At 69.2% G+C, this 15,862-nt stretch carries 14 protein-coding genes; 7 read left to right on the forward strand and 7 right to left on the reverse strand.

Features of this window, described 5'->3' with window-relative positions; genetic code table 11:
• The first annotated feature begins 202 nt into the window (after positions 1 to 202).
• From tkt to AB8M46_RS28415, 7 genes are all read left to right on the forward strand, one after another.
• Positions 203 to 2,305 carry a transketolase gene (gene tkt, locus AB8M46_RS28385; RefSeq protein WP_378428910.1) on the forward strand — a complete coding sequence of 701 codons (2,103 nt, stop codon included), beginning with the start codon at positions 203 to 205 and terminating at the stop codon, positions 2,303 to 2,305.
• A gap of 10 nt (positions 2,306 to 2,315) precedes the next feature.
• Positions 2,316 to 3,428 (forward strand): transaldolase, encoded by a 1,113-nt coding sequence (tal, locus tag AB8M46_RS28390; RefSeq protein WP_037344543.1) that lies wholly within the window; start codon positions 2,316 to 2,318, stop codon positions 3,426 to 3,428.
• Positions 3,429 to 3,436: 8 nt separating this feature from the next.
• A complete protein-coding gene (locus tag AB8M46_RS28395) occupies positions 3,437 to 5,056 on the forward strand; it encodes a glucose-6-phosphate isomerase (RefSeq protein WP_394362238.1) in 1,620 nt (539 codons plus the stop codon).
• The gene (gene zwf, locus AB8M46_RS28400; protein ID WP_016333149.1) at positions 5,053 to 6,582 is read left to right on the forward strand and encodes a glucose-6-phosphate dehydrogenase; all 1,530 of its coding nucleotides are present in this window, start codon (positions 5,053 to 5,055) and stop codon (positions 6,580 to 6,582) included. Before AB8M46_RS28395 ends, zwf begins: the two co-directional genes overlap by 4 nt.
• Positions 6,579 to 7,583: a glucose-6-phosphate dehydrogenase assembly protein OpcA gene (gene opcA / locus AB8M46_RS28405; RefSeq protein WP_037344020.1), complete on the forward strand. Its 1,005-nt coding sequence runs from the start codon at positions 6,579 to 6,581 to the stop codon at positions 7,581 to 7,583. The genes zwf and opcA overlap by 4 nt, the downstream gene beginning before the upstream one ends.
• Complete coding sequence (pgl, locus tag AB8M46_RS28410; RefSeq protein WP_016333147.1) at positions 7,580 to 8,335, forward strand: 6-phosphogluconolactonase; 756 nt, start codon at positions 7,580 to 7,582, stop codon at positions 8,333 to 8,335. Before opcA ends, pgl begins: the two co-directional genes overlap by 4 nt.
• A 623-nt stretch (positions 8,336 to 8,958) precedes the next feature.
• Positions 8,959 to 10,161, forward strand: coding sequence for a sensor histidine kinase (locus tag AB8M46_RS28415; protein WP_162836902.1), 1,203 nt, complete (start codon positions 8,959 to 8,961; stop codon positions 10,159 to 10,161).
• Positions 10,162 to 10,168: 7 nt separating this feature from the next.
• Here the strand turns inward: AB8M46_RS28415 and AB8M46_RS28420 are convergent, their stop codons facing one another.
• The 7 genes from AB8M46_RS28420 to AB8M46_RS28450 form a co-directional block, all read right to left on the reverse strand.
• Positions 10,169 to 10,510, reverse strand: coding sequence for an RNA polymerase-binding protein RbpA (locus AB8M46_RS28420; protein ID WP_034311760.1), 342 nt, complete (start codon positions 10,508 to 10,510; stop codon positions 10,169 to 10,171).
• 65 nt (positions 10,511 to 10,575) lie between these two features.
• On the reverse strand, positions 10,576 to 10,806 hold the full coding sequence (gene secG / locus AB8M46_RS28425) for a preprotein translocase subunit SecG (RefSeq protein WP_016333144.1): 231 nt from the start codon (positions 10,804 to 10,806) through the stop codon (positions 10,576 to 10,578).
• A gap of 140 nt (positions 10,807 to 10,946) precedes the next feature.
• Entirely contained in the window at positions 10,947 to 11,732 is a 786-nt protein-coding gene (tpiA, locus tag AB8M46_RS28430; RefSeq protein ID WP_037344017.1) for a triose-phosphate isomerase, read from the reverse strand.
• Positions 11,732 to 12,940, reverse strand: a complete 1,209-nt coding sequence (locus AB8M46_RS28435) for a phosphoglycerate kinase (RefSeq protein WP_304413655.1) — start codon at positions 12,938 to 12,940, stop codon at positions 11,732 to 11,734. Before AB8M46_RS28435 ends, tpiA begins: the two co-directional genes overlap by 1 nt.
• A 9-nt stretch (positions 12,941 to 12,949) precedes the next feature.
• On the reverse strand, positions 12,950 to 13,954 hold the full coding sequence (gap, locus tag AB8M46_RS28440) for a type I glyceraldehyde-3-phosphate dehydrogenase (RefSeq protein WP_016333141.1): 1,005 nt from the start codon (positions 13,952 to 13,954) through the stop codon (positions 12,950 to 12,952).
• 184 nt (positions 13,955 to 14,138) lie between these two features.
• Positions 14,139 to 15,320 carry a winged helix DNA-binding domain-containing protein gene (locus AB8M46_RS28445; RefSeq protein WP_394362239.1) on the reverse strand — a complete coding sequence of 394 codons (1,182 nt, stop codon included), beginning with the start codon at positions 15,318 to 15,320 and terminating at the stop codon, positions 14,139 to 14,141.
• Positions 15,321 to 15,419: 99 nt separating this feature from the next.
• Entirely contained in the window at positions 15,420 to 15,842 is a 423-nt protein-coding gene (locus AB8M46_RS28450; protein WP_394362240.1) for a nitroreductase family deazaflavin-dependent oxidoreductase, read from the reverse strand.
• Positions 15,843 to 15,862 lie beyond the last annotated feature (20 nt).

Here is a 15,862-nt window from a genome sequence, read left to right on the forward strand (position 1 = left end):
GACGTGCTGTTTCCAGAGGGTGATCGCGGGTCCTCGACCGGCCGAACCATTAGGCTGGCCGCGGTAGCTCGCGGCGTGCCCCTGCGAACGGCCCGGACCAGGAATATCGTCCCTTCCGGATCGATTGAGATTAGTAGCGGTACACGTGGGTTATCCACGAGGGAAGAGAAGCCACAACCTGATGACGGGGAGTTCGAGTTCAGTGTCCGAAACCGCCTCTACCAGCGAGAAGAACCCACTCCTCCGGCGCAACGTGCCCGCCGACTGGACCGAGAACGACACGCGGGCCGTCGACACCGTACGGGTGCTCGCCGCGGACGCGGTCGAGAACTGCGGCAGCGGTCACCCCGGCACCGCGATGAGCCTGGCGCCGCTCGCCTACACGCTCTTCCAGCGGACGCTGCGTCATGACCCGGCCGACCCGGAGTGGCCCGCTCGTGACCGCTTCATCCTCTCCGCCGGTCACTCGAGCCTCACCCTGTACATCCAGCTGTACCTCGCCGGGTTCGGCCTGGAGCTGGAAGACCTGAAGCAGCTGCGCAAGTGGGACTCGAAGACCCCGGGTCACCCGGAGTACCGCCACACCAAGGGCGTCGAGACCACCACCGGCCCGCTCGGCCAGGGCCTGGCCAACGCGGTCGGCATGGCGATGGCGGCCCGCCGCGAGCGCGGTCTGCTGGACCCGGACGCCCCGCAGGGCGAGAGCATCTTCGACCACTACGTCTACGTGATCGCCTCCGACGGTGACATCGAAGAGGGCGTCACCGCCGAGGCCTCGTCGATCGCCGGCCGCCAGGAGCTGGGCAACCTGATCGTCTTCTGGGACGACAACGAGATCTCGATCGAGGACGACACCAAGATCGCCCTCTCCGAGGACGTCGTGAAGCGCTACGAGGCCTACGGGTGGCACACCCAGGTCGTCGAGGGTGGCGAGGACGTCGTCGCGATCGAAGAGGCCATCAAGGCCGCGAAGGCCGAGACCGAGCGCCCGTCGTTCATCGCGCTGAAGACCGTCATCGGGTACCCGGCGCCGAAGAAGATGGGCACCGGCAAGGCCCACGGCGCCGCGCTCGGCGCCGAAGAGGTCGCCGCGGTCAAGGAGATCCTCGGCTTCGACCCGGAGCGGACCTTCCAGGTCGACGACGAGGTCATCGCGCACACCCGCCAGGCCGTCGACCGCGGCAAGACCGCCCGCGCCGAATGGCAGGAGAAGTTCGAGGCGTGGGGCGCCGCCAACCCGGAGCGCAAGAAGATCGCGGACCGGATGGCCACCCGTTCGCTGCCCGAGGGCTTCGCGGACAACCTGCCGAAGTGGGAGCCGGACGCCAAGGGCATCGCGACCCGCAAGGCCTCCGGCGAGGTGCTCAACGCGCTCGCCGAGCCGCTTCCCGAGCTGTGGGGCGGTTCCGCGGACCTCGCGGAGAGCAACAACACCACCATGAAGGGGGCCGACTCGTTCGGCCCGGAGAAGGCTTCCACCGACATGTGGAAGACCAGCCCGTACGGCCGGACGCTGCACTTCGGCATCCGCGAGCACGCGATGGGCTCGATCCTCAACGGCATCGCGCTGCACGGCGGCACCCGCCCCTACGGCGCGACGTTCCTGATCTTCTCCGACTACATGCGCCCGCCCGTCCGGCTGGCCGCGCTGATGAAGGCGCCGGTCACCTACGTGTGGACGCACGACTCGATCGGCCTGGGCGAGGACGGCCCCACCCACCAGCCGATCGAGCAGCTCTCCTCGCTGCGCGCGATCCCCGGCCTCAACGTCGTCCGCCCGGCGGACGCCAACGAGACCGCGTACGCGTGGAAGGCCGTCCTGGAGGACGTCCACCACCCGTCGGGTCTCGCGCTCACCCGGCAGAACGTGCCGGTGCTGGAGGGCACCAGCGCCGAAGGCGTCAAGCGGGGCGGTTACGTCCTCGCCGAGGCGTCCAACGGCAGCCCCGAGGTCGTGCTGATCGCGACCGGCTCCGAGGTCCAGCTGGCCGTCGAGGCCCGCAAGACCCTCGAAGCCGACGGCATCCCGGCGAGCGTCGTCTCGATGCCGTGTGTCGAGTGGTTCGACGCGCAGGACCAGTCCTACAAGGACTCGGTCATCCCGCCGTCGGTCAAGGCACGCGTCTCCGTCGAAGCCGGTATCGCCCAGTCGTGGCACCGCTTCACCGGTGACGCCGGGGTGAACGTTTCGATCGAGCACTTCGGTGCGTCGGCCGACGCCGCCACACTGTTCCGTGAGTTCGGTTTCACCGCGGAGGCAGTCGTCGAGGCCGCCCGTCGCTCGATCGCCAACACCAAGAACTGAAGGGGAAAGCATGAGCAACGACAAGCTCGCGCAGCTGTCCGAGGCCGGGGTGTCGATCTGGCTCGACGACCTGTCCCGTGAGCGCCTGAACACGGGCAACCTCGCCGACCTGATCCGCGACAAGCACGTCGTGGGCGTGACGACCAACCCGACGATCTTCGCCAACGCGATGTCGAAGGGCGAGGCGTACGACGAGCAGACCAAGGAGCTCGCCGCCCGCGGCGCCGACGTCGAGGCCACCATCCGTGAGCTGACCACCACCGACGTGCGCAACGCCGCGGACCTGTTCCGCGACGTCTACACCGCCACGAACGGGGTCGACGGCCGGGTGTCCATCGAGGTGGACCCGCGGCTGGCCAAGGACTCCGACAAGACGGTGGCCGAGGCGCAGGACCTGTGGAAGACCGTGGACCGGCCGAACGTGCTGATCAAGATCCCGGCCACCGAAGAGGGTCTCCCGGCGATCACCAAGACCCTGGCCGAGGGCATCAGCGTCAACGTCACGCTGATCTTCTCGGTCGAGCGGTACCGGGCGGTCATCGAGGCCTACTTCGCCGGACTGGAGCAGGCGAAGGCCAACGGCCACGACCTCAAGGGCATCCACTCGGTCGCGTCGTTCTTCGTGTCCCGCGTGGACACCGAGATCGACAAGCGCCTCGACGCGATCGGCACCGACGCGGCCACCGCCCTGCGCGGTGAGGCCGCCATCGCCAACGCGCGGCTCGCGTACGCGGCGTTCGAGGAGCTCTTCGCTTCGGACCGCTGGAAGGCGCTCGCCGAGGCCGGTGCGAACCCGCAGCGTCCGCTGTGGGCCTCCACCGGCGTGAAGGACCCGCAGTACTCCGACACCCGCTACGTGGACCAGCTCGTCGTCAAGGACACGGTCAACACGATGCCGGAGAAGACTCTCGACGCCGCGGGCGACCACGCCGAGATCACCGGTGACACGGTGACCGGCAAGGGCCCCGACGCGCAGGTCGTCTTCGACAAGCTGCGTGTGGTCGGCATCGACATCGACGACGTGTTCCTGACGCTGGAGAACGAAGGCGTCGAGAAGTTCGAGAAGTCGTGGACCGAGCTTCTCGAGACCGTCACCGGGCAGCTGGAAAAGGCGAAGGACTGATCTGGACCATGGCAGGGGAAACGACCGGCGTCGAAATCGTCGACGCCGCCCTGGCCGGCGAAGCCGCTCCGTTCGCGGAGCGGCTCGTCGCCGACCAGGTCGCATCGAAACTGGCGTCCCAGGACGCCACACTGTGGGGTCCCGAAGCCGAGTCCGAAGCGTCGATCCGTCTCTCGTGGACGACGCTGCACAAGTCCTCGCGGCCGTTGATCGGCGAGATCGAGGCACTGCGGACCGACCTGCGTTCCGAGGGCGTCGACCGTGTCGTCCTCGCGGGCATGGGCGGTTCGTCGCTGGCCCCCGAGGTCATCACCGCGACCGACGGCGTCCCGCTGACGGTCCTCGACACCACCGACCCCGGTCAGGTCGCCGACGCGCTCGCCGGTGACCTGGAGCGCACGGTCATCGTCGTGTCGTCGAAATCCGGCGGCACCGTCGAGACCGACAGCCACCGGCGGATCTTCGCGAAGGCCTTCGCCGACGCGGGCATCGACGCGGCGCGGCGGATCGTGGTCGTCACCGACCCGGGCTCGCCGTTCGCGGAACTGTCCGAAAAGGAGGGTTACCGCAAGGTCTTCCTCGCCGATCCGAACGTCGGTGGCCGCTACTCGGCGCTGACCGCGTTCGGGCTCGTCCCGGCCGGGCTCGCCGGAGCGGACGTCGCCCGCCTGCTCGACCAGGCCGCTTCGGTGGCCGACGAGCTGGCCGCCGACTCCGTCGACAACCCCGCGGTCAAACTCGCGGCGGCGTGGGGCGCGGCGCACGAAAAAGGCGCCGAGAAGGTCGTCATCGCGGACACGGGATCGGGCATCAAGGGCTTCGCCGACTGGGCGGAGCAGCTGATCGCCGAGTCCACCGGCAAGCAGGGCACCGGTCTCCTGCCGGTCGCCGTCGAGGGCCCGGACTCCCCCGGTTTCGCCGACGCCAAGGGCGACGCCACCCCGGTGGCCGTCGGCCGGGCGGAAGGCGCGGCGAAGATCTCCGTGACCGGCTCGCTCGGCGCGCAGTTCCTGCTGTGGGAGTTCGCCACCGCGCTCGCCGGACGGCTGCTCGGGATCAACCCGTTCGACCAGCCCGACGTCGAGGCCGCCAAGAAGGCCGCGCGTTCGCTGCTCGACAACCCGGACAAGCTCAAGGGCGGCGAAGAGCCGTCCACTGTGGACGGCGCGGTCGAGGTGTTCGGCTCGGAAGGCGTTTCGACGGACGGGAAGCTCGCGGACATCCTGCGGGCTTTCTTCGATTCCGCGCCGGAAACCGGCTACATCGCGGTGCAGGCGTACCTCGACCGGCTCGACGACGCGTCGACGGCCGTCCTGCGCGGCGAGATCGCCAAGCGGACCGGCCGCCAGACCACCTTCGGGTGGGGGCCGCGGTTCCTGCACTCGACCGGGCAGTACCACAAGGGCGGGCACCAGAACGGTGTCTTCCTGCAGATCACCGGCGCCGTCGAGGACGACCTCGACGTCCCGGACCGGCCGTACACGCTCGGCGTCCTGCAGCACGCGCAGGCGCTGGGTGACGGTCAGGTGCTCGCCGAGCACGGTCGTCCGGTGCTGCGCCTGCACCTCACCGACCGGGCCGCCGGCCTGGCCGAACTGGTCCGCGCGGTACAGGAGGCCGGCGAGTGACACGAGCCTGGAACAACCCGCTGCGCGACCCGCGCGACAAGCGGCTGCCGCGGATCGCCGGGCCGTCCAGCCTGGTGATCTTCGGCGTGACCGGTGACCTCGCCCGCAAGAAGCTGATGCCGGCGATCTACGACCTGGCCCACCGCGGGCTGCTGCCCGCCGGGTTCTCGCTCGTCGGATTCGCCCGCCGGGACTGGGAGCACCAGGACTTCGGCGAGCTCGTGCACGACTCGGTCAAGGAGCACGCGCGGACGCCGTTCAAGGAGTCGGTGTGGAACCGGCTCGCCGAAGGCATCCGGTTCGTGCAGGGCACCTTCGACGACGACGAGGCCTTCGACAAGCTCGCGCAGACGGTCAAGGACCTCGACGCCGAGCGTGGCACCGGCGGCAACACCGCGTTCTACCTGTCGATCCCGCCGAGCGCGTTCCCGGTGGTGACCAAGCAGCTCGCCCGCTCCGGCCTCGCCGACGCGAGCGAGGACACCTGGCGCCGCGTCGTCATCGAGAAGCCGTTCGGCCGCGACCTCAAGAGCGCCAAGGAGCTCAACGAGATCGTGAACGACGTCTTCCCCGAGGAGTCGGTGTTCCGCATCGACCACTACCTCGGCAAGGAGACGGTGCAGAACCTGCTGGCGCTGCGGTTCGCGAACCAGCTGTTCGAGCCGATCTGGAACGCCAACTACGTCGACCACGTGCAGATCACCATGGCCGAGGACATCGGCCTCGGCGGCCGCGCGGGGTACTACGACGGCATCGGCGCCGCACGCGACGTCATCCAGAACCACCTCCTGCAGCTCCTTGCGCTGACCGCGATGGAGGAGCCGGTCTCGTTCGCCCCGCGCGCGCTCCGCGCGGAGAAGGTCAAGGTGCTTTCGGCGACCAAGCCGCTGGCGCCGTTCGACGAGACCACCGCGCGCGGGCAGTACGCGGGCGGCTGGCAGGGCGGCATGAAGGTGCCGGGCCTGCTGCAGGAAGGCGGTTTCGCGAAGGACTCGACCACCGAGACCTACGCCGCGGTGACGCTGGAGGTGCAGAACCGCCGCTGGGCGGGTGTGCCGTTCTACCTGCGCACCGGCAAGCGGCTGGGCCGCCGGGTCACCGAGATCGCCGTGGTGTTCAAACGGGCGCCGCATCTGCCGTTCGACTCGACCTCGACCGAGGAGCTGGGCCAGAACGCGCTGGTGATCCGGGTGCAGCCCGACGAGGGCATCACGCTGCGGTTCGGGTCGAAGGTGCCGGGGACCACGATGGAGGTCCGCGACGTCACGATGGACTTCGGGTACGGGCACGCCTTCACCGAGTCGTCTCCGGAGGCCTACGAGCGGCTCATCCTGGACGTGCTGCTCGGCGAACCGTCGCTGTTCCCGGTGAACGAAGAGGTCGAGCTGTCCTGGGAGATCCTGGACCCGATCCTCGACCACTGGGCCAAGAAGGGCGCGCCCGAGGCGTACCCGCCCGGTTCGTGGGGACCGCCGTCCGCCGACGAGATGCTGGAACGTACCGGCCGGAACTGGAGGCGTCCGTGATCATCGACCTGCCGTCGACCACGACGTCGCAGCTGAACAAGAAACTCGTCGAGATCCGCGAACAAGGCGGGCAGGTCGCGCTCGGCCGCGTGCTGACGCTGGTGATAGTGGCCGACGACGACGACAAACTCGAAGAGGCGATCGAGGCCGCCAACGAGGCCAGCCGCGAACACCCCTCGCGGGTGATCGTGGTGGCCAAGGGCGCGCGGACCGCCGCGCCGCGGATCGACGGCCAGATCCGGGTCGGCGGCGACGCCGGCGCGAGCGAGGTCATCGTCCTGCGGCTCTACGGTCCGCTGGCCTCGCAGGGGCAGAGTGCGGTCGTGCCGCTGCTGCTGCCGGACGCGCCGATCGTCACCTGGTGGCCCGGCACCGGTCCGAAGGCTCCGGCCAAGGACCCGCTCGGTGAGCTGGCGCAGCGCCGGATCACCGACTCGGCGGCGGAGAAGGCGCCCATAAGGGCACTCACCACGCGGGCGAAGTCCTATGTGGAGGGTGACACCGATTTGGCGTGGACCCGGCTGACCCGGTGGCGCGCGCAGCTGGTGTCCGCTTTGGACCTTCCTCCGTACGAGAAGGTCACCGGCGCGACAGTGACCGGCGAGGCCGACTCGCCGTCGACCGAACTGCTCGCCGGCTGGCTGGCCGAGTACCTCAAGGTGCCGGTGAAGCGGGTCAAGAGCAGCGGCGCGGCGGGCATCATCTCGGTGACGCTGGACCGGCGTTCCGGCCCGGTGGAACTGCACCGGCCGGACGGACGGGTCGGCACGCTGACTCAGCCGGGCCAGCCGACGCGCCGGATCGCCCTGCAGCGGCGGGACAACAAGGACTGCCTGATCGAGGAGCTGCGGCGGCTCGACCCGGACGAGGTCTACGAGGCTTCGCTGAACGGGCTCGGCAAGATCTCGACGGGTACCGCGGCCAAGCCCGCTCCGGCGAAGAAGGCGGCTCCGGCGGCGAAGAAGGCTCCGGCCGCCAAGACCGCGAAGAGCGCCTCATGAGCAAGACCGAGGTCGTCGTCTACGAGAACCCGGACCTCCTGGCCGCCGCCGCGGCGGCCAGGCTGGTCACCCGGCTCGTGGACGTCCAGGCCGCCAAGGGTTCCGCTTCGGTGGTGCTCACCGGCGGTGGCACCGGGATCGCGATCCTGCGGGAACTGCGCGACTCCAGTGCCCGTGACGCCATCGACTGGTCGCGGCTGGACGTCTACTGGGGAGACGAGCGCTTCGTCCCGGCGGATTCGGACGAGCGCAACGAGAAGCAGGCCCGTGAGGCACTGCTCGACCACGTGCCGCTCGACCCGAAGCGGGTGCACGCCATGGCACCTTCGGACGGCGAGTTCGGCGATGACGTGGACGCGGCGGCCGCCGCCTACGCGGAGATCCTGACCCCTGAGGTCCCGGCGTTCGACATCATGCTGCTGGGCCTCGGCGGGGAGGGGCACACCGCCTCGATCTTCCCGGACAGCCCGGCGGTGCACGAGAAGGAACGCTCGGTCGTCGCGGTGCGCGACTGCCCGAAGCCGCCGCCGACCCGCATCTCGCTGACCCTGCCCGCGATCCGTCGCGCGCAGGACATCTGGCTGGTCACCGGCGGCGACGCCAAGGCGGACGCCGTCGCGCAGGCGCTGGCCGGTGCGGGCGAGGTCGAGATCCCGGTGGCCGGGGCACGCGGCTCGCGCCGCACACTCTGGCTGCTGGACCGAGGCTCCGCCTCGAAACTCACGAAGGTCTATCAGCCGCCTACGGGCTGACGTTTCGCGCGTGAAGGCCCCCTTCCCTCGGCTGAGCCGAGGGAAGGGGGCCTTCACGCGCATCCGGGCACCGTGACCCAAGGCGTGACTCGCGTGATCAGAGGCGTAACTCGCGTGATTGGAGGCGCCACACGCGAGTTACGTCTCCAGACACGCGAGTTACGTCTTGGATCACGCGAGTCACGAGCCTGATCACGACCCACCAGGCGGCGGCGGCGGTGACACCCTCATGGCGGAAGTCCGTGAAGGCCTCCTTCCCTACCCTGAAGGTAGTGAAGGAGGCCTTCACGGAACTCGCGCGGCAGGGTCACCGCGCGACCACGAAACGTGACATAGATCAACTTCCCCGGACTTCGGCATCAGAGAGGACTTGTTCGCGCGTCGAAATGATCAGCGGACCACCGAGCCCGGGTGGTCCGGTGTGGGTTCGACCGACCGAACGTTCATGCACTTGTCCGCAGAACGGACAGTGATCGCCCAGTCGCTAGCCCGACTGGGGGAAACTTACCGCCCTTGTACATCCACCCGTTAGCATCCGCACATTTGTTCGTTCCTGCGCGTCCCGATCGGGCGAAGAACACGTCTCACCATCCAAGTCCACAAGACGAGTGAGGTCGCCAGCGATGAGCACAGAGGGTCTCTCGATGCCAGGTATCTCGGTGGGCGGCTCCGGAGCGGACGCCGCCGACCGGATGCGCCGTGCCGCCGGGGTCATGTCGTTCGCCAAGCTCAAACGTCCGGCGCTGGTCGCCCTGGGTATCGACACGCTCGCGATCTTCCTCGCCGCGCTCGACGTCTGGCTGGTGATCCCCGAGAAGGCCCAGCCATACTCGATCTACCTGTCCGGCGCCGCGTGCCTCGGCCTCGCCTTCCGGCGCAAGCTGCCGTTCCTCGCGGTGATCGTCACCGTCCCCGGCTTCCTGGCGGGGTGGTCGCAGCTGGCCGCGATGATCGCGCTCGGCTTCCTCGCCACCCGCAAACAGATGCACTGGCAGACCTGGGCCGGCTTCGCGCTCGTCTTCACCTGCCGGTTCGTGCAGTGGCCGCTGGCCGACTTCGTCGAGCTCAGCTGGCGCGAACACGTCCTGGACGGCATCTACGGCGTCATCGTCGCCGGGATGCCGGTGGCCATCGGCCTGCTCATCGGAGCGCGGACCGAGATCTCGCAGAAGCTGTCCGAACTCGCCGCCAGCCGCGACCGCGAACGCCGCTTCCACGCCGACGCCGTCCGCGCGGAGGAGCGCGCCCGCCTCGCGCGGGAGATGCACGACGTCGTCTCGCACCAGATCACGCTGATCGCGATGCAGGCCGGCGCGCTGCAGGCGCAGACCACCGACGCCCGGTCGCTCGAAACCGCGCAGGTCATCCGGAAGCTGAGCACCAAGACCCTCGAAGAGCTGCGCTCACTCGTGAGCGTGCTCCGCTCGGGCTCCGAGGACGACGGGCCCCGGCCGGGCATCAACGAACTCGACCGGCTGATCCGCGGCTCGGACGTCCCGGTGCACCTGACCGTGGAGCGGATCCCCGATCTGCTGCCCAGCCAGGTTTCGGCGGCGGCCTACCGGACCGTGCAGGAATGCCTGACCAACGTGCACAAACACGCACCGGGCGCCACCGCGACCATCCGGATCCAGGGCGAGCACGGTTCGCTCAAGGTCGAAATACGCAACGAGCGCGCTCGGACCCCCGGTGCGGCCCTGCCCTCGGGAGGGCACGGGCTGACCGGGCTGGCCGAACGCGCTCGACTGCTGGGTGGGAGCTTCGAAACCGCCGACACCGAGGACGGCGGGTTCCGGGTGCGTGCCCGGTACCCGCTCGACCGGTGAGCAGCTGCTAGATCTCCCGGCGCTGGCGCAACCGCTCCAGCGCCTCGGCGAGGATGGCCTCGCCGTCGGCGTCGGAACGCCGTTCCTTCACGTACGCGAGGTGAGTCTTGTAAGGCTCGGTCCGCGGCGCGGCAGGAGGGTTCTTCTCGTCCTGCCCACCGGGGAGCCCGCAACGCGGGCAGTCCCACTCGTCGGGAATCTCGGCGTCCATCGAGAACGAGGGCTGTGCCTCGTGCCCGTTGGCGCACCAGTAGGAAATACGGCGCCGCGGCGCCGACTCACCCCGCTCCGATTCGCCCGAAGGCCCGGCACCCACACGGGTGCCCCGAATCGCGTTACCGCCAACCATGAATCCTCACACCTATAGGGATCGGCGGCGCGCCCCCCATAGGCACGCCGAAACACCTGGATCGATCAGACCTTGAGCAGGAGCCCGAGGCCGATGATGCTGATCAGCCACACCGCGCCCAGCAGCAGCGTGATCCGGTCGAGGTTCTTCTCGGCCACGCTCGAGCCGGAGAGGCTCGACTGCATACCGCCACCGAACAGCGAAGACAGACCGCCACCACGGCCGCGGTGCAGCAACACGGCGACCACCAGCAGCACGCTGGAGGCGATCAACAGGATTTGCAGGAACAGCTTCATGTCATCCTCTGCGCTCTTGGAGAATGCAGGAAAACGGTGTGCCACCAGCGGCTCTTGACCGCCAGAACACACCGTACTCCTGGACTCGTCCACTGCTGTGTGACGGACCGGATACCCAGGTTACCCGGTAGGTGCCCCGATCAGGGCAGGGGCCCGCCCGCGGCGAGTGCGCAGAGTTTGGTGAACTCGTCACCATCCAGGCTGGCACCACCGACGAGCGCACCATCGATGTTCTCGCAGGCGACGAGGTCACTGATGTTGTTGGCCTTGGCCGAGCCGCCGTAGAGCACGCGGACCGAGGACGCGACCTCGGCACCGTACTTCTCCGCGAGGGTGGCGCGGATGGCTCCGCACACCTCCTCGGCGTCCTGCGGGGTCGCGACCTTGCCGGTCCCGATCGCCCAGACCGGCTCGTAGGCGACGACGACGTCCTTGACCTGCTCGGCCTTGAGCCCCTTGAGGCCCTCGACCAGCTGGGCCGTGGTGTGGGCGATGTGCTCCCCGGCCTCGCGGACCTCGAGCTTCTCCCCCACGCACAGGATCGGCTTGATGCCGTGCTTGAGCGCGGCCTTGACCTTCTTGTTCACCAGTTCGTCGGACTCGCCGTGGTACTCACGCCGCTCCGAGTGCCCGACGGTGACGAAGCTGCAGCCCAGCTTCGCCAGCATCGGGCCCGACACGTCGCCGGTGTAGGCACCGGAGTCGTGCGGCGACAGGTCCTGGGCGCCGTAGGTGAGCGACAGCTTGTCGCCGTCGGTCAGCGTCTGGACGCTGCGGATGTCGGTGAACGGCGGCAGGACCGCGACGTCGACCTTCGCGTAGTACTTCTCCGGCAGGGCGAAGGCGATCTTCTGAACCAGCGCGATGGCTTCGAGGTGGTTCTGGTTCATCTTCCAGTTGCCGGCGATGAGCGGTTTGCGCGCCACTAGTCGTTCTCTCCCAGCACAGCGACTCCGGGCAGTTCCTTGCCCTCCAGGTACTCCAGCGACGCGCCGCCGCCGGTCGAGATGTGCGAGAAGCCGTCCTCCGGCAGGCCGAGCTGCCGCACGGCCGCGGCGGAGTCGCCACCGCCGACCACCGTGAAGGCGTCGCTCTTCACCAGCGCTTCGGCCACGGCACGGGTGCCGCCGGCGAAGGACTCGAACTCGAACACGCCCATCGGGCCGTTCCAGAACACGGTCGCCGCGTCGGCCAGCTTGCCCGCGAACAGCTCACGCGACTTCGGGCCGATGTCGAGGCCCATGCGGCCGGCCGGGATGGCCGTCGCGTCGACGACGTCGAACTCCGCGTCGGCCGCGAAGCCCGTCGCGGCGAGGACGTCCACCGGCAGGATCAGCTCGACGCCGCGTTTCTCCGCCTCGGCGAGGAAGCCGCGGACCTGGTCCAGCTGGTCCTCCTGCAGCAGCGAGTTGCCGACCTCGTGGCCCTGGGCCTTGAGGAAGGTGTACGCCATGCCACCGCCGATGAGGAGCCTGTCGACCTTGGTCAGCAGGTTGGCGATGACGCCCAGCTTGTCCGACACCTTCGCGCCGCCGAGGACGACGACGTACGGCCGCGCGAGGTCCTCGGTCAGCTTCTTGAGGACGTCCACCTCAGCCAGCACGAGGCCGCCCGCGTACGCCGGAAGCGCCCGCGCGATCTCGTAGACCGAGGCCTGCTTGCGGTGCACGACACCGAAACCGTCGGAGACGAACGCGCCGCCGGGGACGAGCGCGGCCAGCTCGGCGGCCAGCTCCTGCCGCTCGGCCTCGACCTTGCTGGTCTCGCGCGCGTCGAAGCGCACGTTCTCCAGCAGGGCCACCTGGCCGTCGTGCAGACCGGCGACGGTGGCCTTGGCGGACTCGCCGACCAGGTCACCGGCCAGCGGGACGTCGACGCCGAGCAGCTCGGTGAGCTTCGCGGCGACGGGCGCGAGCGAGAACTTCGGGTCCGGCTCGCCCTTGGGACGGCCGAGGTGCGCCGTGACGACCACCTTCGCGCCCGCCTCGGCGAGGCGCTTGAGGGTCGGCAGGGCCGCGCGGACACGGCCGTCGTCGGTGATGGTCTCCCCGTCGAGGGGGACGTTCAGGTCGGAACGCACGAGTACGTACCGGCCCGAAACGTCCCCGCTCAGCAGGTCTTCGAGGTTCTTCAGCGCCATGGCTCAGGAGAGCTTGGTGCCGACGAGCTTGACGAGGTCGGCGAGGCGGTTCGAGTAGCCCCACTCGTTGTCGTACCAGCCGACGACCTTGACCTGGTTGCCGATGACCTTGGTCAGCGGCGCGTCGTAGATGCAGGAGGCCGGGTCGGTGACGATGTCGGCCGAGACGATCGGGTCGTCGCTGTAGCGCAGGATGCCGGCCAGGGGGCCCTCGGCGGCGGCCTTGTACGCGGCGTTGATCTCCTCGATGGTCGCGCTCTTGGCGAGCGTGACGGTGAGGTCGGTGGCCGAACCGGTCGGGACCGGGACGCGGACCGCGTAGCCGTCGAGCTTGCCGTTGAGCTCCGGCAGGACCAGGCCGATGGCCTTGGCGGCACCGGTCGAGGTCGGGACCATGCTCAGCGCGGCGGCGCGGGCGCGGCGCAGGTCCTTGTGCGGCGCGTCCTGCAGGTTCTGGTCCTGCGTGTACGCGTGGATCGTGGTCATCAGGCCCTGCTCGATGCCGAAGGCGTCGTTGAGGACCTTGGCCAGCGGGCCGAGGCAGTTGGTGGTGCAGGACGCGTTCGAGATGATGGTCTGCGAACCGTCGTACTTGTCGTCGTTGACGCCCAGCACCACGGTCAGGTCCTCGCCCTTGGCGGGCGCGGAGATGATGACCTTCTTGGCGCCACCGGCGATGTGCGCCTTGGCGGCGTCGCCGTTGGTGAAGAAACCGGTCGACTCGACGACGACGTCCACGCCCAGGTCGCCCCAGGGCAGGTTGGCCGGGTCGCGCTCGGCGAGGGCCTTGATCGTCTTGCCGTCGACGACGATGCCCTCGTCGCTGACGCTGACCTCGCCCGGGAAGCGGCCGAGGATGGAGTCGTACTTCAGCAGGTGGGCCATGGTGGCGACGTCGCCGAGGTCGTTGAACGCGACCACCTCGATGTCGTGACCGGCGGCCTGCACGGCCCGGAAGAAGTTGCGGCCGATGCGGCCGAAGCCGTTGACACCTACGCGAACCGTCACTGCTGCCACTCCCTTGAGACTCGTCCGGGATCGCCCCGGTAAGACGTCCTTTACTCGGGCGCAACCCTAGCGTGCGTGCTCGGGCGACCCTCTTTGCCCTGACGAGACTTCCACCACTCGGTGGGTCAGGTCAAGAATCGATTAAGTGCGTCGCTACCAGGACGTCTTGGGAAAACTCTCAGCTTCACTGTGCTAGCCGTCGCTCCAGCGGTGTGCGCATCCGTGGCGTGACTCGCACCTCTCCGAACCACTCGGCCAGGTGGTTCGCCTCCGCCTCGACGGCCCGTTCGACGTCCGCGCCCACGTCCTCCAGGAGGTGATGGACGACCTCGCCGTCCGGCCGCTGCGCCCAGCCGCCGACGATGCGGCCGTCGGCCCAGACGGTGGGCCCGATGTTGCCGGTGCCGTCGAACAACGGCGCCTTGTGCGGACCGAGGTACCAGTCGCGCTCGATCCACCCCATCGCCGTCGGGTCGAGGGACGGGAGCAGGGCGACCCAGGGTTCGGGCTCCGCGACCGGCTCCAGATCGTCGGCGAGCACCACGCCGGGGACGCCGTCGAGATCGACCTCGACCGGCTGAATCTCGGCGAGCGCCTTCTTCGTCTGGCCGATCGTCCAGCCCGTCCACCAGCGGAGGTCCGCGATCGGGGCGGGGCCGTAGGCGTAGAGCCACCTTCGGGCCAGCTCGACCCTGGCCGCGTCGGCGTCCCAGCCGGCGAGGCCCTGTGGCAGCCAGTCCGCCATCGGGGCCCAGTAGTACTGGCTGCTGATCCAGCTGCCGCGCGGGCGGCCGCGCACGATGCGGCCGTCGACCGCGAGCTGGAACAGGACGCGGCTGGTGACGTTGGCGATCGCCTCGTACGGCTTTCCCTTCGCCATCAGGAGTTGCTGCTTCAGGCGTGGCTCGTCCTGGGAAAGCTCCTGCGCCGTGGCGGAACCGCGGGCCTTCAGCGCGCGCTCCGTCGCGTCCTCGACCTCGGCCAGCCAGCGTGCCGGCTCCGGCACGTTCTCCGGATGTCCCTGCGTGCCAAGGTGCTGTTCGAGCAGGCGGCGCTGCTTCTTGGCGATGTCGGCGGAACACGCGGCCTGCACGAGGGCCGCGTTCTCGTGCCCGAGGACGAACACCGTGCGGCGCATGCCGAGCATCCGGATCAGCGTGCGCTCTTCGTAGAGCGCGCTCTCCACTTCGGCGACGCCGTTGCCTTTCACGCGCGCCCAGGCCGACAAGTGCACGGACGCCGGATCCGTGGCGTGCAGCGCGACGACCGCGTCCGCGGCGGCGAGCACCGACTCGGCGGGCGTGGTGAGGCGATGACGCGTCGCGAGCCGGGCGCGGCGCTGCGCGATGTCGATCTTGGGGGTCACGGATCGGTTCTATCACCGGGGCCCGACAAAAACGCCGGATCGGCGTGGGCGTCGTGAGTGGTGACGACGGTTAGAGCCGTCCTCACCACTCACGAGGGGCTAGACGCGCTCCAGCTCGAACACCGGGATGACCCGGTTGGTCTTGCTCTGGTACTCGGCGAACTGCGGCATGAGGGCCGACTGCCTGGCATAGACCTCGTCGCGCTCGGCGCCGGTGAGCACGCGTGCGCGGACGGGAAAGGTCTCGGTGCCGAGCTCGACCTTGGTGTCCGGGTTGGCCACCAGGTTGTGGAACCACGCCGGGTTGTCGTCGGCGCCGCCCTTGCTCGCGAAGATGTAGATCCGGTCGTCCTCGAGGAGCGGGACGAGCGGCGCGATCCGCTCGGTCCCGGACTTCGCGCCGGTGTGGTGGACGAGGACGAGCGGGTAGCCCTCGAACATGCCGCCCGCCTTGCCGCCCGTTTCACGGAACTCGGCGATCACGCTTCGGTTGATCTTGTCGAAGTCGAAGGTGTCTGTCATGACCTCGATCGTATGGCGCA

Source organism: Amycolatopsis sp. SB7-3, from assembly GCF_041021335.1.
In the GTDB taxonomy this organism is placed as follows: domain Bacteria; phylum Actinomycetota; class Actinomycetes; order Mycobacteriales; family Pseudonocardiaceae; genus Amycolatopsis; species Amycolatopsis japonica.

Bases quoted from the DNA above. Each gene is read 5' to 3' on its own strand.
- tal (WP_037344543.1), top strand. From the start codon at position 2,316: ATGAGCAACGACAAGCTCGCGCAGCTGTCCGAGGCCGGGGTGTCGATC.
- AB8M46_RS28395 (WP_394362238.1), top strand. From the start codon at position 3,437: ATGGCAGGGGAAACGACCGGCGTCGAAATCGTCGACGCCGCCCTGGCC.
- pgl (WP_016333147.1), top strand. From the start codon at position 7,580: ATGAGCAAGACCGAGGTCGTCGTCTACGAGAACCCGGACCTCCTGGCC.
- AB8M46_RS28415 (WP_162836902.1), top strand. From the start codon at position 8,959: ATGAGCACAGAGGGTCTCTCGATGCCAGGTATCTCGGTGGGCGGCTCC.
- AB8M46_RS28420 (WP_034311760.1), bottom strand. From the start codon at position 10,510: ATGGTTGGCGGTAACGCGATTCGGGGCACCCGTGTGGGTGCCGGGCCT.
- secG (WP_016333144.1), bottom strand. From the start codon at position 10,806: ATGAAGCTGTTCCTGCAAATCCTGTTGATCGCCTCCAGCGTGCTGCTG.
- AB8M46_RS28450 (WP_394362240.1), bottom strand. From the start codon at position 15,842: ATGACAGACACCTTCGACTTCGACAAGATCAACCGAAGCGTGATCGCC.